Here is a 16,233-nt window from a genome sequence, read left to right on the forward strand (position 1 = left end):
AGATAGTAACTTTTTCTTAATTTTCGGGTATCAATTTGTTAACAACAGCGTATTCCTATTAAACCATGTTATAAGTCGGGCTGCAGCCCCCGAATAATTTGGAGATTCCCGAAATGTCCGTATATTTGCAATGTGTTTTTCATAGTATTTAGATTTAAGGTTAACAAAAAGATTGGCTGTCTGGGATAGATAGCCTTTTTTTATGCCTTTATGTTACCTGTCTCGATGTTACTTCGTTTATAAACCCGCCTTGTTGTGTGCACCGCCCATGCGCCGTATACGATTACTTGTATCCATAGCGTCAGCATCTGAGGCCAGATGTCGGCAAGATTGGCACCCATTGAATTTAATTTTACGAAAGCGAGTACTGCGGGAGCCACAGGGAAGACGTAATGCGCCGCTTGCCAATACCAGGGCATCAACTCCAACGGATAGGAAACGCCGGAAAGGAAGATGTAGCCCACTGAAAAGAAGGCTATCATCAGCAGCGGGGCTTCGGAGTCGGTAAACCAGCGGGATACGGCAAGCGCAAAGAAACTTGTGGCAAGCAGGAAAGGAATCATCATAGTGGCAATGTCCCAACCGTTTCCTATGTTGGGTATGCTGAAAATATGCGGAAGAAGTCCCAACAGGAATATGGAGAACACAACATACAGCATGACATATACGAAAGTTCTTCCCGACACGATGCACAGAGCATTTCCCAAAGAACGGGCGTTCATGGGAAAGACCCCTTTTCGTCTCTTTTCCGCCTCTTCGCCTGTAAGCATGGCAATCACCATCAGCATCGTCTGGAAGATGATGACAATCATTACGGCAGGAATCAGATAAGAGCCATACCCTTCGGTGTAATTGTAAAGAGCTGTTCCCGATACGCTGACGGGAGCGGATGATGCAACGGCCAGCAACCCTTGCGGTGGCAGGAAAACAGCTCCGGCAGGTCGGTGGGCGTCGTTTACGGCAAGCATGACGCGTGAACTTGCTTCTTGCAATCCCTTGAAGTTGAGAAATGCGTCGGTAGAGGCGTAAAGGGTGAATACGGACGTTTCGCCGCGTGCCACACGCGTTTCGAAGTCGGCAGGAATATAGAGTATGCCGGCAACTTCGCCTTTCTTCATCCATTCGCGGGCTTCGAGGATATTGGACGTTTGGGCATAGACCGATGTCTGCGGGGCGGCATCCAGCCAGCGCACATACTCCCGGCTGAGCGCGGAGTGGGAGAGGTCTGCTACGGCAACGGGGGCTTTACGCACCAGATTGGGAGCATACATATAGTTGTAGAGCAAGCCGTAGAGGAATATACCACCCGCCAATACCAACAGGATGGCGGGATTGGTGGAGATGGCTTTCCATTCGCGGCGGATTACATTATCTTCTTCACTGACATGAAGGGTTTCTTCGCTCTCTACCGTTCTCTTTATCCACCATTTCAATAAAGGCAGAATCAGTATCGCCAGCAGTAAGAATATCAGTAGTATGGCTACCGATTGCCAGAAATAAGCAAAGCCTGCATTGAAATAAATCATGGTTTGTGCCGCTTCGGTGAAATGGCGTACCGGAAACAGATAGGATGCGGCATGGACAGGCGCGTACATGGCCGTTACCGGAAAGGTGACCCCGGACAGGGTAGCTCCCAATGAACCTACCATTGAAACGACACTGATGATATAAGCTATTTTAGGGAAGATAGAGAATATCAGCACTGCCAATGCCTGCGTAGCCATGATAAACAGTATTGTTACGACGTTCATCAACCACAGGCTGCCGTGAAAGGGGATATGCAAAGGGCCGAACAGAACGTAGTTTGCCAGTATGCCTATGATTGAGAATATAAGGGTGTAGGGCAACAGCTTTCCTGCAACAGCAGTCAGGATGTCGGCATTTTGCGGATTGTCGGGGTCTTTTCCTGCGGGTATGGCAGCCCGAAGCCAGTCCCGGGTTGTACCGAACTTGAATTCGCTGCCTATGGCATAGACGGTTACAAGCAAAATCAGTATTTGGAACAGGACGAAGAAAAATGGCTGGCTCAGATAGATAGAGTAATCCATATCCGGGTTATAGAGCGGATGCGTACTGGCTTCTACCGGAAGAAGGAAGGTCTGCATTTGTTCTTGTCCCACTCCCAACGCTTCTGCCTGGACGATGATAGGGGATAGGGCTACGGGGGCAAGCGTGGTTTCAAAGGCAGCCATTAGTTCGCTTCCTACCGAAAGCAGGGCGTAGTGGTAGTAATAGGTCAGTGACGCATCCGTTCCGCTGACGGCTTTCTGCTCGAACCGGGGCGGGATGGACAGGTAGCCGTATATTTCTTTCCGCTGCAATGCCTGGCGTGCAGAGGCTTCATCGGTAAAATGCTCCGTAACGCTGAATGTAGGGGTTGCCGATATGCGGCGGGAGATGTTGCGTGAAGTGGCTGTGTTGTCCTGGTCTACAATGCCTATGGGGATGTTTTCCATTTGTCCGTTGCCGAAAATGGTGGCCATGAAGAACAGACAGAACAGGGGCAGGATAATGCACACGCCGAGGTAAAGACGGCGTGAGGTGATACGGTGATATTCGCGGAAGAAAGTATTATATAATAAATTCATAATAAGGGGCTTGTATGGTGATACGGACGACTACTGCTTTGCGTCGATTGCCAGCAGTACGGACATTCCCGGTCGCAATCCTTCTACCGTTTGTACAGGGCGTGCGTGTATTTCAAAGGTTTGCATATCGTAGCTGCCTGTTTGTTTAGTGGACTTCCAGGTGGCAAAACTGCCCAAAGGACTGATGTAATAGATGCGGAATTCGATACCTTTTCGGTCGAGGGCGGGAACGTCGGCCTTGAATGTACCGCCCATTTTGAATCGGGGCATCAGGTCTTCCCGGATATTCAGGACTACGTGTACATCATTCATCACAACCAAACTCATAATAGGGGTACCCGGAGCGACCAGTTCGCCGCGTTTGGGAAAGATAGTGGCTATCTGCCCGTCTTCGGGAGCGGTGAGTCTGGAGTCTACCAAGAGGGCGGAGACTTCATCGACAGTACTGCGGGCGGCATCTACAAGACTGCGGGCGGCGGCACGGTCTTCACTCTGCGCACCGTCTACTGCCATTTGATACTGTTGGTAGGCGGCGCGTTCGGCAGCTTGAGCGGCTTTGTACATGGCCTCTACTTCATCCTTGCGCTGCGAGGTGACGACACTGTCCTTGTAGAGGGTGAGGATACGCTGATAGGTGGTTTGGGCAAGAGTGAGGTCGCTTTGCGTTTTGTTCCATAGCTGCCGGGCTGTGGCGACAATCTGCCGTCGTGTACCGGCGTCAATCTTTTTGTTCTGTTCTTGGGCCACCTGTTCCAGCGCATTGACTTGGCGGTACTTGGCTTCGATGACGGGGCTGTTGATGACAACGAGCGTGTCACCGGCTTTTACCCATTTGCCTTCCTCTACAAGAAAGGAGTCGATGCGTCCCGGAAGCTTTCCGCTGATACGTATCTCTGTGGCCTCTATCTGCCCTTGCAGCACCATGGGCTGCCGGCTCATAAGTAACATTCCAATGGCCGACACTGCTACGGTAACGGCTAATATGACGATGAATGTAATGCTGATGGTTTTATTGTTGATATTCATTTTTATTACAATTATAAAGTATAACATAGGATTGCCCAAGGAATTAAAACTCCCATTGCGCAGCCTGTTTCTCAATTTTTAATTCTCAATTCTTAATTTATCAAACTGTTCCGGTATGCCGCATAGCGCCAGAAGGTTCATCAGCGCCACGTCATACTCGTAATAGGCGGCCAAACGGGCGACACGTACGGTAGCCAGCATCGTTTCGGCATCTATTACTTCGGTACTCGTAGCCATGCCTTCGGTGAACGATTTCTTGCGGATACGCACCAGCTCTTCACTCAGTTCGATAGTGGTATTCAGTGCACGTACATTGTCCTGGGATTTCTGCATCTGCGTGTAGAGCTTGTCGATACCCACGCTTAAATCGTCTTTGGCTTTTTCTTGTCCTATGGCAAGGGTTTGTTGGGCTATCTTGGATTGGCGTATCCGTTTCTCCCGTGCCAAGCCGTCAAAAAGATTCCAGGTGAATCCTACTCCTATCATGGTGCGGGGGACGAGGTTGCTTTGGATGCCGTGGGCGTACAATGTCTGCTTGCCGAATACGGCGATGTCGGGCAGGTATCCGCTTTGGTCGATACGGAGCTGTTGCTTGGCGATGTGCGACTGTAACTGCAATTGGTTGACGGTGTAGTTCTCGGTTCGCATGGTTTGCAGGAACTCTTCCTTGGCGGGTAGGACGGCATTTATGAAGAGTGGGGAAGTAGGCTGTATGTCGCAGGTGTCGTCCATATTGAGCAATGTGCGCAATGCGTTTTGCAAAACAGCGACTTCTTTTTGCGAGGCTTCCAACGAGCGTTGCGCTTCGTCCATGTTTACTTGCGCAAAGAGCCGTCCGGCTTTGTCTATCATTCCGGCGGATTCCAGTTTCAGTGCATTCTCGTAATGGCGTTGCAGGCTGCGGTAGGTATCTTGGCGCACGCGCGCCACTTCTTGTGCCAGACGCAGTCCGAAATAACTCTCCGCTAAAAGGGTACGTTGGGTGGCGTCGGTTTGCTCACGGTTTTCGCGTGCCATGTCAATCATCGTGTTTCCTATTTTACCGGCACGGATACGTTTTCCACCGGAGAAGACAATCCATTCGGCTGTCAGCCCTACGGTGGTGAGGTTGCGCGGAGCAAGCGGAAAGACGAGTGTGTGGCTGCCTATCTGGTCGAGGATGCTGCTGATGAACTGGTCGTCGGGGACGATGTTATGCACGAAGTCTTTGGCGGGGTCTGTAAATTGCGAAAGAGGTTGTTTGACTTCTATCTTTTCGGACAGATGTACGAATGTTCCCGCACCTTGCAGACTGGGATACCAAAGGGCATTCAGCTTGTCACGCTCTGCGCGTGCGGCTTCAATGCCTTTGTCGGCTATCTTCAGGCTGCGGTTTCCCTGCTGCATTTGCCGCAGGGCATCATCGAAACTCAGGGAAAGGGTTTGTGCCGTTACGGAAAGACCCGTTCCCAGAAGGATAATGAGTAAGATTTGTTTCATATGTCAAGTTTATCGTTTAGGTTTAGAATGATAAACTTGAAACACTCTTTCTTTTCTATTGTTCAATCTACCGACCTTTTTGCTACCTTTGCGCTCGGAAATACAGAAATATATGAAGATACTTCACCCTATTATGTTTGCCGGCACGGGCAGTGATGTGGGCAAGAGCATTATTGCGGCTGCTTTCTGCCGTATTTTCAAACAGGACGGTTACCGGCCTGCGCCTTATAAGGCGCAGAATATGGCGTTAAACTCGTATGCCACTCCCGAAGGGTTGGAGATTGGCCGCGCGCAGGCTGTGCAGGCTGAAGCTGCGGGTGTGCCTTGCCATACGGACATGAATCCGCTGCTGTTGAAGCCACAGTCCGACCATACCTCGCAGGTGGTTCTGAACGGCCGTCCCATCGGCAATCGCAACGCGTATGATTATTTCCGCAAGGAAGGGCGTGAAGAGTTGCGTAAAGAGGTGCGTGCCGCTTATGACAGGCTGGCACGGAGATATAATCCTGTGGTACTGGAAGGTGCGGGGAGTATCTCCGAAATCAATTTGCGTGACTCCGATTTGGTAAATCTTCCTATGGCCTTGTATGCCGGGGCGGATGTGATTCTGGTAGCGGATATTGACCGGGGCGGGGTGTTTGCCAGTGTCTACGGTTCGGTAATGTTGCTTCGCCCGAATGAACGTGAACGGATAAAGGGGATTCTTATCAATAAATTCCGTGGAGACATACGCCTGTTTGAATCGGGCGTTAAGATGATTGAAGAACTATGCGGTATTCCCGTTGTGGGTGTAGTGCCTTATTATAAGGATATTTATATAGAAGAGGAAGATTCGGTGGCTCTTGCCGCAAAGTCGATGCAGGCGGAACGGGGAAAGGTGAACATTGCCGTTGTGCTTTTGCGCCATCTCAGCAATTTTACGGATTTCAACGCGTTGGAACGTGACCCGCGCGTACATCTTTTCTATACCAATAATACGGATGAATTGGAAAAAGCGGATATCATCATTCTGCCCGGTAGCAAAAGCACGCTTTCCGACCTTTATGAACTTCGCCGTAACGGGGTGGCGCAGGCTGTTGTCCGCGCCCATCGTGAGGGGACTGCCGTACTGGGTATTTGCGGCGGTTATCAGCTTATGGGGCAGGAAGTGCTCGACCCCGATCATGTGGAAGGAGATATTGACCGCTTGCCCGGTTTGGGGCTTCTGCCTGTGAGTACCCGTATGACGGGGGAGAAGGTGACGAGACAAGTGAATTTCCAACTGCTTGAAAGCTGCCGTACCGCTGTTTCGCACGGTAACTCTCGTCTCCCGACTCCCAACTTTCAACCTTCAACTCCCAACTTTCAATTAAAGGGCTACGAGATTCACATGGGTAGCACCGTTCCCGTAGAGGGTGCGCCTGCGTCTCCGCTGAACTTACTAGAAAATGGACAGTGGGACGGGTATTTGGCCGACCGCACCTGCATGGGAACTTATATCCACGGTATTCTTGATAATCCGGAATTTATCGACTTCCTGCTCGAACCGTTTGCCGATAAATTATCGGAGAAGACAGGGGCATTCGATTATCAACAGTTTAAGGAAGAACAATATGACAAGCTTGCCGAACATGTGCGCCGCCACGTTGATATGCCGCTTATCTATCAGATATTGACCGAGAACCCAATATAATAACAGAGATATGATTGAAGGACACGGAGATGATTCCTACAAATATAACCGCCCGGTAACGGCTAATTTCAGTTCCAACGTTTACAGCAAGGTAGACCTTTCTCTTTTGAAAGCGCACCTGTGCGAGCGGATTGGGGGTATTGGCAACTACCCCGAACCGGAACCCTACACGCTTGAAGCCCGGATAGCCCGGCTGTATCATCTGCCTGCCGATGCCGTCTGTGTGACAAACGGCGCGACTGAAGCCATCTATCTCATAGCACAGACTTTCCGGGGTACGAATACGGCTATTCTGCAACCTACTTTCAGCGAGTATGCGGATGCCTGCCGTATGCACGGACATCGGGTTACTTCATTATATCAGCTACCCCAGGCACAAGACGGGTATCTCTTACCGGACGATGTGCGGATGTTTTGGCTGTGCAATCCCAATAATCCGACAGGAACAGTGGTTGATAAGGAATATATGCGCGAACTGATTGAACATAATCCGCAGGTTTGTTTTATTATAGACCAGTCTTATGAGTTCTTTACTTTGTGTCCGCTCTTTTCTCCGGAAGAGGCGGTGGAATATTCCAATGTCCTGCTGCTGCATTCCATGACGAAAAGATATGCTGTTCCCGGTTTGCGGCTTGGCTATGTGACAGGCAATTCCGGTTTGCTGGTACGTTTACGGACTAACCGTATGCCTTGGTCGGTCAATCAGCTTGCCATTGAAGCGGGACTGTTTTTGTTGGAACATGATGTTCCCAATCCGTTGGATGTAGCGGCTTATTTGGAAGAAACGGCGCGTCTGTCCGCTGCGATTCAAGCCATTGGCGGACTGGAAGTATGGGCTACGCAAACGCATTTTATGTTGGTACAGCTTCGTATGGGCAAGGCATCCGCCCTGAAAGATTATCTTGCCGGAGAACATGGTATCCTCATTCGGGACGCTTCCAACTTTACAGGGCTGAACGAGCAGTTTTTCCGTATAGCCACGCAAACTCCGGAAGAGAATGACAGGCTGGTGGCTGCGATTGCAAAATTTATGAGTTCGGATTTATAATGTATGAATGAAGGGAATATGCTTATGGAAGATATAATCATCATGTTAGGTATTGCTTTTAATCTGAACCTTCCGTTGCTTACGGCATGGTTGCTCGACCACTGGCTGGGTGATCCGGTTTGGTTGCCGCATCCTGTGGTGGCTTTCGGTAAGGCCATTTCTTTCTGTGAGCATCGCTTGAACAACGGGAATGCCCGTTTTCTGAAAGGAGCTGCCATGTCACTGGCACTTGTGGCGGGCGTTTATTTCCTTACACTGTTTCTGCTGCGTCGGGTGGCGCATTATTCACCCGGACTGCTTTTGGCTTTGCAGGTGCTGCTTATTTTCTATTGTCTTGCCGGTACTACGCTGGTGCGTGAGGTTCGTGAGGTGTTTAGGGCCGTAGACCGTTCTTTGGAAGAAGGCAGGCGGCAGGTGGCGCGCATTGTAGGACGTGATACTTCCGGGCTTTCAGCGCAGGAAGTACGTACGGCGGCATTGGAGACATTGGCGGAGAATCTGAGCGACGGGGTTATCGCTCCGTTATTTTGGTACATTATATTAGGTGTTCCGGGAATGATTGCTTATAAGATGATAAATACACTCGACTCCATGATAGGATACAGGAATGAGCGATACAGCCGGTTCGGATGTTTTGCGGCGCGTCTGGATGATGTTGCCAACTATATTCCCGCACGCTTGACGGCTTTTCTTATGGTGGCGGCTTCCGGCAGGTTCTCATTGCTGCTCTTTGTCGGTAAGTACGGCAATCAGCACGCCAGTCCCAACTCCGGTTACCCTGAAGCTGCTCTTGCCGGAATCTTGAATTGCCGTTTTGGCGGACCTCACAACTATTTTGGAGAAGAGGTGTGGAAACCTTATATCGGGGAGTATGAACGTCCCCTGACAACGGAAGATATGCAGATTGCCATACGTATCAACCGTTGTGCAGAATGGATGATGATAATGGTTGTCGTCGCTACGGCTACTTGCTTGTCTCTTATAGGACAGTTCTGATTCTTAATGGTTCATCCGGTGCTTATACTTCAATTCTGATGATACCTCCGTAAGGTGTCAGCGCATTGAATGCTTCTTCGGCTTTGATAAGTCCGGCATATATCTGTGCGCAAATCAGTACTCCGCCATGCGCAAAGATTGCCACCCGTTGGTATGGTTTTGTTTTCAGTTCATCCAGAAAACTGCTGACACGCTGGTATTGCATGGCAAACGATTCTCCACCGGTAGCTACAACATTCAAGTAATCGGCATACCATTCCTGCAGGCGCGGGTCGTCGTTACGGTCGAAAGGCTTCATTTCCCAGTCTCCGAAGTTAATCTCCATAATCCGCCTGTCACGTTCCGCATCCGGATAACCGCAGTAAGAGGCAAGGCGTACACAGCGTGTGAGCGGACTGGTGTATACATGGTCGAAAGGTAAATACACCTTCAGATTTTCTTTGGTAACAGCCGCTTCCTGTTCAAAAGACGGTTTCAGAGGAACATCTGTCTGGCCGTAGCATACGCCGGGCGGAACATCGACAGAAGTGTGTCGGATAAGTACTATTTCCATAATTTCAATATTTTGTTTTTAAGTCAGGTGCTTATGTTCAATCAGCTTAGGGATTGTTCAAGTCTTATGATTATCCTTTGAAGCCTGCTCTTTACAGATGCTCTATCACAAGGCTGCCTATATAAAAGGATAATTCACAAAGCAAAAAAGCTGCTCCGCAACAATCGCCTGTATATCCTTGCAGGCGATGTTTCATCAGTCGATAGAGTAATATAAAGGTCAACAGCGGAAATAAAGTGGCCGGCCATAGCTTTATGGGTAGGAATGCTATTAATGGCAGTAATCCGCAAATGAATGCAGTGAGAAGCTCATGCCAACTCATGCGATTGTATATCACTTGGGCTTTGCTGTCTTCCTCTTTACGGGCGTATGGCAGATAGTTGATGAGCTGGGATGCGCAGAATTTTGACCAGCAATCACCGCATAATACAAGCATGCAGAGAAGATGCAGGGGAAGGATGGATAGCTGTGACAGCAGTAAGAAGTAGATTATCAAACCGATAACGCCGTAACTGCCGATATGCGAGTCTTTCATGATGGCCAGCGTACGCTCACGGGTAGTACCGCCGCCAAAACCATCGAGAAAATCGGCCAATCCGTCTTCGTGCAGACAACCTGTGACGAGCAAGCGTACAATGATAGCTGTAATCCAGGCAATGGATATAGGCAATATCTGTCCGGTAATCCATAATGTACCCGCCATGATACCGCCGGTCAGCCAGCCGGTCAGCGACCAGTAGGGCACTACGTGCTTGAAACATTCGGCGGGCACTTCTTTTATTTTCCAAAAAGGAAGTCGCGTGAAGAAGATAAATGCAGCCAGTATATTCATAATATGTAATTATCAATTTGCGGATTTCGATTCAAAAGGGATAACGGTTGCAGAAGCCTTAAAAGTACTTGGTGATAGAGGCATGGGCAAAGTTATCCATTTCATTAATCATGCGGACAGCCGAGTCTACAATGGGGTATGCACAGATTGCCCCCGTTCCTTCTCCAAGTCTTAATCCTAAGTGTAATAACGGGTTGACATTTAATGACTCGAGTAAGAGTTTATGTCCGGATTCATCCCCGCAATGTCCGAAGATAGCATAATCCAGTACTTCGGGATACAGCTTGCCGGCGGCAAGAATGCAGTTTGTCATGATGAATCCGTCTATCAGAATAATCATCTTCAGTTCGGCGGCTTGCAACATGGCGCCTACTGCCATAACCATTTCCAACCCGCCAAAATAGCGGATGATGTCGCGTGGCGAGCCGTCTCCTTTATAATTGTCCAGCGATTGTTTCAGCACTTCGTACTTGTGGCGAATACCTGCGTTGTCCAGACCGCTTCCCGCACCTACACATTCTTGCAGCGGGATGCCTGTAAGACAAGTCATCCACAGGGAAGAAGAGGATGTGTTGCCTATCCCCATTTCTCCGAAACTGAGTATATTGCTACCTTCTTCGTGGCAACGGCGCACTACTTCAGCGCCCCGCTCAAGGCAAAGTTCCATTTCTTCCTCGGTCATTGCAGCTTCATGCAGATAGTTGCGCGTACCTTTACGTACTTTCATATCGATGATACCTTTCTCGTAAGGTAAGTCATAATCCACTCCGGCATCCACAATCTTTAGCGTAAATCCATGCTGACGGCACAGGAAGTTGACGCCTGCGCCTCCGTGAAGGAAATTGCTGATTTGCTGCCAGGTAATTTCTTTAGGCGAGAGGCTGACACCTTCCTCTACAATGCCATGGTCGGCGGCAAAGATGATATTTTGCGGATGTTGCAGGGTGGGAGTTAGGGTTTGCTGGATGAGCCCGATTTGCAGCGCAAGGCTTTCCAAAGTACCTAAAGCACCTTTCGGCTTGGTGAGATTATTGATTTTATCAATCAATGCCGGACGGATGGTTTCGTCCGGACGGGAGATATGAAATGTTTTCATTATATTCTTCAATTCTTAATTCTCAATTCTTGATTTTGACCGGGATGCCGGATACCATTAGGATTACCTCATCCGCCCGCGAGGCTATGTATTGGTTCATCCAGCCCTGCATATCCGTAAACTTCCGTTGTATCTCGTTCTCGGATGTACCCCCCATGCCTATCTCGTTCGTGACGAAAATAAATGTGGCATCCTGTGCGGTAAAACGATTGAACTCTTCTTTGGCGGCCGCGAGAGCTTGGTCTGTATCTGCGTTCAGGTCGAAGAAGAAGTTGGTGCACCACAGCGTTATGCAATCTATCAGAACGATACGTCCGGATAAAGAATGGCGGCTCAGCTCCTTTTCTTCTTCTATATTCGTCCATTCAGTTCCTCGTCTTTCTTGATGATGTATCACTCGTTTGCGAAACTCTTCATCCCATATACGTGCCGTGGCGAGGTAAACAGGGTTGGGAGCGAGGCTGAGCGCCAGTTTTTCCGCATAAGTACTTTTGCCCGAACGGGCTCCGCCGGTGATAAGTATGATTCGTTTCATTGATTTGCTTGAAGTTTACGGGAAGCAAATGTACATGATTTATGTGGCAGTGACAAGAACAGAGCATTTTTTTAGCAATTTCATTTTTTCTTTTTTAAAAGATTTCATTACCTTTGCCAACGTTTTCAGTACAAAGGAAAGCAAACTCTGCGGAAGTAGCTCAGTTGGTAGAGCATCAGCTTCCCAAGCTGAGGGTCGCGGGTTCGAGTCCCGTTTTCCGCTCCGCTGAAAATCAGGCAGTTACAAACAAAGTGACTGCCTGATTTCTTTATATATGCCATACAACATGTACGTTTTTGGGGGCTATTAGGGGGTATTATCCTATCTTTGTGTGCAAATTTTGTGCAAATTTTCAGGTTGAGTCGAATTTGTAATCGTCTGATAATCGGACTGTATCAATTTTGGGCACTTAATACGATGATGAATAAAGCAGAAAATGCAAATTTGCATAACCGATGAGACTTGATGATTATTCAAATAGATATAAACTGTTGATTTTTAGGTGTTTATTAAGTAAAAATTTGCACAAAATTTGCATACAAACTAAAATTTATATTCTATATGGCAACAGTTAAATTCTTCCTTGACAAAAGAAGGCAAAAAAATGATGGTACTTATCCTATAAAGTTGAATGTGTCCCATAACAAACGAATGGTGATAGCCACGCAGTTAAGCGCATTGGAAACAGAATGGAACGGGAACGAATATTCCGCACGTGCACGGAATTACAAGCCGAGAAATATAGTCGCTCGTGAAATAATCAATAAGGCGGAAATGGTAATATTTACTTTAGAGCAACAAGGAAAGTTGAAATCAACTACAGACAAAACGTTGAAGAAGTTGATAGAGGACGCTATAAGTAGCAAGGTTGAAAATCAAAAAACGTTTCTCTATTATCTTGATGAATTCGTTTCCAAGAAAACCAATCAGGGGACTAAGTCTATATATGCAACCACAAGAAACAAGATTGAGGAATACGATAGTCATTGTACTTTTGAGAGCATGGATAAATCATGGCTGGAAAACTTTGAAGCGTGGATGGCAAAGACGATGAAGGTTAATGCCTACGCTATTCATTTACGGAACATACGTAGTGTATTCAACTACGCCATTGATGAGGAGTACACAACATTGTATCCATTCAGAAGATTTTCAATAAAGAAAGAGGAAACCCGGAAACGTAGTCTTACAGCAGAGCAACTTAGGTTATTGAGAGATTATCCATGTGAGGAATACCAGATTAGATATAGGGATATGTTCATGCTCATGTTTTACCTTATAGGGGTAAATGCAGCCGATTTGTTCAACGCAAAACATTCCGCATTGGTAAATGGCCGTTTTGAATATAAAAGGGCTAAGACGGGGAAATTATACAGTATAAAAGTGGAACCGGAAGCGCAGGCTATAATCGAGAAATACAAAGGGAAGGATTATCTTCTTAATATAATGGACGAATACGGAAATTACAAGGATTTCCTGCATCGTATGGGAATAGGGTTAAAACAGATTGGAGAGACAGAGAGGAAAGGATTGGGCGGGAAAAAGAGCAGAAATCCCCTATTCCCTGATTTGTCCTCATACTGGAGCCGCCATACTTGGGCTACAATAGCGGCGGAACTTGATATTCCAAAGGAAGTAATAGCCCATGCACTTGGGCATAGCTGGGCGAACAGTACTACGACCGACATCTATATCCGATTCGATATGCGGAAGGTGGACGAAGCCAATCGTAAGGTTATTGATTATGTGAATATCACTAATAATTTATAAATGTAAAAAAGTAGGATTATTGGTAATGATTTATTATCTTTGCAAAAGCATGTCAAGTGGCATGCTTCCCATACTAACGAAAAGACATGAAAGGACTTACAATCAAACAAGAGAATTTTTGCAACTACTACATCGAAAGCGGTAATACTTCCGATGCCTATCGTCGTGCCTATTCGTGCGAGAAGATGAAAGATAAACAAGTGTGGGAAGAATCTTGTAAGTTGTTGTCCAACCCAAAGGTAGCCCAAAGGGTCAAAGAGTTGCAGGAAGAACAAAAAAACAAGTCAGACATAACCAAAGAACGCATTTTGCAAGAATTGTCCGGTATAGCTTTCTCATCCATTGCCAGCATGCACAATACATGGATAGAGCGTAAAGAATTTGATGAACTCTCTGACAAAGAGAAATCAGCCATAAAAAGCATTTCAACCAAAATATTGAAAAAGAATGTCGGAACAAGTGATAACCCGGAGATTGTAGATGTTGAATATGTGAAGATAGAACTTTATGATAAGATAAAGGCTATTGAGCGTATATGTAAGATGCTCGGATTTGATGAACCCACCGAAATAGAGATGAATACCAGCAAACCTATAAGTGTCGAGGAAGCAAAGAAACTGATAGAAAAGCTATGATGGACGGTGTACGGTATCTACAAGCATTTTGTATGTCGGGCGTTCTCAATTACACAAAATTTTTCTTTAAAAGTAAAACAGGGCGCAAATTTGTGGTAAGCAGGCATCACAAACGTATATGCAATGCGCTGGATGATGTCATTTCCGGAAAAATCCGAAAGCTGATAATCAATATTGCACCACGTTATGGGAAGACGGAACTGGCTGTAAAAAACTTCATATCTTACGGGCTGGCGCTCAACCCTTCTTCCAAATTCATCCACCTTTCATACTCTGACGATTTAGCCCATGATAATTCAGAAGAGATAAGGGACATCGTTAAATCGGAAGAGTATCAGCGGCTATTTCCGTATGTTCAGATAAAGCGAGGTACGGATAGTAAGAAGAAATGGAATACCACTGCTGGCGGTGGTGTATATGCCGTATCAACAGGCGGGCAGATAACGGGGTTTGGCGCCGGAGAGGTAGACGATATAGATGATAAGGAAATAGGGGCGGAAATAGACAGCATATCAAAAGGAACAAAATTTGCCGGTGCTATTGTGATAGACGATCCAATCAAACCGGAAGACGCTCTATCTGATGTAAAGAGAGAGAAAATCAACCAGCGGTTTGAAACAACCATACGTAACCGTGTAAACAGCAGGAACACACCTATTATTATCATCATGCAACGGCTGCATGAAAACGACTTGTGCGGTTATCTTATGAAGACAGAACCCGGCGAATGGACTGTCCTCTCACTGCCTGCCATAGAGAATGAAGCGAATGGGAAGGAAGTGCCTCTATGGGATTTCAAGCATACGCTAAATGAATTGCACCACCTTAATAAAATAAACCCTTTTACCTTTGAGACGCAATACATGCAAAATCCCACCCCGATGGTGGGACTTATGTATGGCGTATTCAAAACTTATAAGGAAATACCATACACCAACCGGGCTATCCGGAAGAACTACACCGATACTGCTGATACAGGCATAGACAAGCTATGTTCCATAGATTACATAGATACAGAAATCGGCAACTTCATTTTAAATGTTCTATATACGGATGCTCCTATGGAAGTTACGGAGCCGAAAGTTGCAACCATGCTTGCTAAGGACGGAATAACCGTGGCTAATATCGAAAGCAATAACGGCGGGCGTGGCTTTGCCCGAAACGTGGAGAAGCAATCACGTATCATCGGAAATGATGAAACAGAAATAAAATGGTTCCACCAATCCGGAAATAAAGAGGTGAGAATTTTCACCCGCTCTGCCGAAGTGATGAACCTCACATACATGCCTGAAGGCTGGGAAACTCTTTTCCCGGAATTTCATGCGGAGATAAAGTCTTTCAGGAAGTTCGGGAAGAATGCACATGATGACGGTGCGGATGCTCTTACCGGAACTGTTGAAAAGCGTGGGGAATTTGAATATGACAGTTATGATGACGGTGCGGCGGTTCTCTCCGGTATTCCGATTGTAGAAATACATCCACTGCTTAATGGAAGATTCGTCCATGCTAAAGCGTACATAGTGGATGGGGCGGTATATGTGGACGACGCATACATAGGAGAGCCGCTTCCTATCGAAGCGGTTAAGACATTTGTATCAGGTGCAGATGTGAACATTGAGGTTTCGCAGGCGATGCTTCATTATGTACGCGATTATAGAGCAGAAATAGGAGATGTCTGGGCAAGACAGGAGAATGCAGGGAAAATAGCTTATATTGAAGCCTTTCGAGGATTAGTCCGAGGATTTAAATTTAAGAGAGACAATAAGATGTCATTGTTTATGCGTAATCTAATGGATTACGATGGCAAGGACGTATATGAAGCAATGTATGTATTGTGCTGTATAGCGGATAGGATAAAAAGAAAATTAAAAAAGTAATCGAAAAAAGATTGTTTGTTATTTGGAATTAGTCTAAATAATATATATATTTGCACCCGTAGGGTCACTACAAGCGTGTGAAGTTGCACGCAACCGTATAAATGGACTAAAACACTAAATATATGG

At 46.8% G+C, this 16,233-nt stretch carries 13 protein-coding genes and 1 tRNA gene; 7 read left to right on the forward strand and 7 right to left on the reverse strand.

What is annotated here, in order from left to right; translation table 11 throughout:
• Positions 1–200: 200 nt before the first annotated feature.
• The 3 genes from BHV73_RS06905 to BHV73_RS06915 form a co-directional block, all read right to left on the reverse strand.
• The gene (locus BHV73_RS06905; RefSeq protein ID WP_255379933.1) at positions 201–2,588 is read right to left on the reverse strand and encodes an ABC transporter permease; all 2,388 of its coding nucleotides are present in this window, start codon (positions 2,586–2,588) and stop codon (positions 201–203) included.
• Between the two features lie 30 nt (positions 2,589–2,618).
• Entirely contained in the window at positions 2,619–3,614 is a 996-nt protein-coding gene (locus tag BHV73_RS06910) for an HlyD family secretion protein (protein WP_087426487.1), read from the reverse strand.
• Positions 3,615–3,692: 78 nt separating this feature from the next.
• Positions 3,693–5,093: a TolC family protein gene (locus BHV73_RS06915; protein WP_087411984.1), complete on the reverse strand. Its 1,401-nt coding sequence runs from the start codon at positions 5,091–5,093 to the stop codon at positions 3,693–3,695.
• A 112-nt stretch (positions 5,094–5,205) separates the two neighbouring features.
• Between BHV73_RS06915 and BHV73_RS06920 the strand changes: the two genes are divergently transcribed.
• From BHV73_RS06920 to cbiB, 3 genes are read left to right on the forward strand one after another with little or no spacing between them, the layout of a single operon-like run.
• Positions 5,206–6,765, forward strand: coding sequence for a cobyric acid synthase (locus BHV73_RS06920; protein ID WP_286737443.1), 1,560 nt, complete (start codon positions 5,206–5,208; stop codon positions 6,763–6,765).
• Positions 6,766–6,775: 10 nt separating this feature from the next.
• A complete protein-coding gene (locus BHV73_RS06925; RefSeq protein ID WP_286737444.1) occupies positions 6,776–7,813 on the forward strand; it encodes a threonine-phosphate decarboxylase in 1,038 nt (345 codons plus the stop codon).
• Positions 7,814–7,837: 24 nt separating this feature from the next.
• Positions 7,838–8,809, forward strand: coding sequence for an adenosylcobinamide-phosphate synthase CbiB (gene cbiB, locus BHV73_RS06930; protein WP_286737445.1), 972 nt, complete (start codon positions 7,838–7,840; stop codon positions 8,807–8,809).
• A 22-nt stretch (positions 8,810–8,831) separates the two neighbouring features.
• On the opposite strand, the gene cobC is transcribed toward cbiB, so the two are convergent.
• The 4 genes from cobC to cobU form a co-directional block, all read right to left on the reverse strand.
• Positions 8,832–9,362 carry an alpha-ribazole phosphatase gene (gene cobC / locus BHV73_RS06935; RefSeq protein ID WP_195621404.1) on the reverse strand — a complete coding sequence of 177 codons (531 nt, stop codon included), beginning with the start codon at positions 9,360–9,362 and terminating at the stop codon, positions 8,832–8,834.
• Positions 9,363–9,453: 91 nt separating this feature from the next.
• On the reverse strand, positions 9,454–10,194 hold the full coding sequence (locus tag BHV73_RS06940; RefSeq protein ID WP_195621406.1) for an adenosylcobinamide-GDP ribazoletransferase: 741 nt from the start codon (positions 10,192–10,194) through the stop codon (positions 9,454–9,456).
• 58 nt (positions 10,195–10,252) lie between these two features.
• Entirely contained in the window at positions 10,253–11,290 is a 1,038-nt protein-coding gene (cobT, locus tag BHV73_RS06945) for a nicotinate-nucleotide--dimethylbenzimidazole phosphoribosyltransferase (RefSeq protein ID WP_195621408.1), read from the reverse strand.
• Between the two features lie 22 nt (positions 11,291–11,312).
• Positions 11,313–11,825, reverse strand: a complete 513-nt coding sequence (gene cobU / locus BHV73_RS06950) for a bifunctional adenosylcobinamide kinase/adenosylcobinamide-phosphate guanylyltransferase (RefSeq protein ID WP_009120872.1) — start codon at positions 11,823–11,825, stop codon at positions 11,313–11,315.
• 149 nt (positions 11,826–11,974) lie between these two features.
• On the opposite strand from cobU, the gene BHV73_RS06955 reads away from it, so the two are divergent.
• The 4 genes from BHV73_RS06955 to terL all read left to right on the forward strand — a co-directional run bounded on the left by BHV73_RS06955 (position 11,975) and on the right by terL (position 16,107).
• A tRNA-Gly gene (locus BHV73_RS06955) sits at positions 11,975–12,047 on the forward strand.
• A 339-nt stretch (positions 12,048–12,386) separates the two neighbouring features.
• Entirely contained in the window at positions 12,387–13,595 is a 1,209-nt protein-coding gene (locus tag BHV73_RS06960; protein WP_148359731.1) for a site-specific integrase, read from the forward strand.
• A gap of 86 nt (positions 13,596–13,681) precedes the next feature.
• Positions 13,682–14,230 carry a terminase small subunit gene (locus BHV73_RS06965; RefSeq protein WP_148359732.1) on the forward strand — a complete coding sequence of 183 codons (549 nt, stop codon included), beginning with the start codon at positions 13,682–13,684 and terminating at the stop codon, positions 14,228–14,230.
• Positions 14,231–14,322: 92 nt separating this feature from the next.
• Positions 14,323–16,107, forward strand: coding sequence for a phage terminase large subunit (gene terL / locus BHV73_RS06970; RefSeq protein ID WP_286737448.1), 1,785 nt, complete (start codon positions 14,323–14,325; stop codon positions 16,105–16,107).
• The last annotated feature ends 126 nt before the right edge of the window (positions 16,108–16,233 follow it).

The organism is Bacteroides sp. 44_46 (assembly GCF_001915465.1).
Taxonomy (GTDB): Bacteria; Bacteroidota; Bacteroidia; order Bacteroidales; family Bacteroidaceae; genus Bacteroides; species Bacteroides clarus.

What these genes read in the sequence shown, in the direction of transcription:
- BHV73_RS06905 (WP_255379933.1), bottom strand. Translation starts at nt 2,588, where the DNA reads ATGAATTTATTATATAATACTTTCTTCCGCGAATATCACCGTATCACC.
- BHV73_RS06910 (WP_087426487.1), bottom strand. Translation starts at nt 3,614, where the DNA reads ATGAATATCAACAATAAAACCATCAGCATTACATTCATCGTCATATTA.
- BHV73_RS06915 (WP_087411984.1), bottom strand. Translation starts at nt 5,093, where the DNA reads ATGAAACAAATCTTACTCATTATCCTTCTGGGAACGGGTCTTTCCGTA.
- BHV73_RS06920 (WP_286737443.1), top strand. Translation starts at nt 5,206, where the DNA reads ATGAAGATACTTCACCCTATTATGTTTGCCGGCACGGGCAGTGATGTG.
- BHV73_RS06925 (WP_286737444.1), top strand. Translation starts at nt 6,776, where the DNA reads ATGATTGAAGGACACGGAGATGATTCCTACAAATATAACCGCCCGGTA.
- cbiB (WP_286737445.1), top strand. Translation starts at nt 7,838, where the DNA reads ATGGAAGATATAATCATCATGTTAGGTATTGCTTTTAATCTGAACCTT.
- cobC (WP_195621404.1), bottom strand. Translation starts at nt 9,362, where the DNA reads ATGGAAATAGTACTTATCCGACACACTTCTGTCGATGTTCCGCCCGGC.
- BHV73_RS06940 (WP_195621406.1), bottom strand. Translation starts at nt 10,194, where the DNA reads ATGAATATACTGGCTGCATTTATCTTCTTCACGCGACTTCCTTTTTGG.
- cobT (WP_195621408.1), bottom strand. Translation starts at nt 11,290, where the DNA reads ATGAAAACATTTCATATCTCCCGTCCGGACGAAACCATCCGTCCGGCA.
- cobU (WP_009120872.1), bottom strand. Translation starts at nt 11,825, where the DNA reads ATGAAACGAATCATACTTATCACCGGCGGAGCCCGTTCGGGCAAAAGT.
- BHV73_RS06960 (WP_148359731.1), top strand. Translation starts at nt 12,387, where the DNA reads ATGGCAACAGTTAAATTCTTCCTTGACAAAAGAAGGCAAAAAAATGAT.
- BHV73_RS06965 (WP_148359732.1), top strand. Translation starts at nt 13,682, where the DNA reads ATGAAAGGACTTACAATCAAACAAGAGAATTTTTGCAACTACTACATC.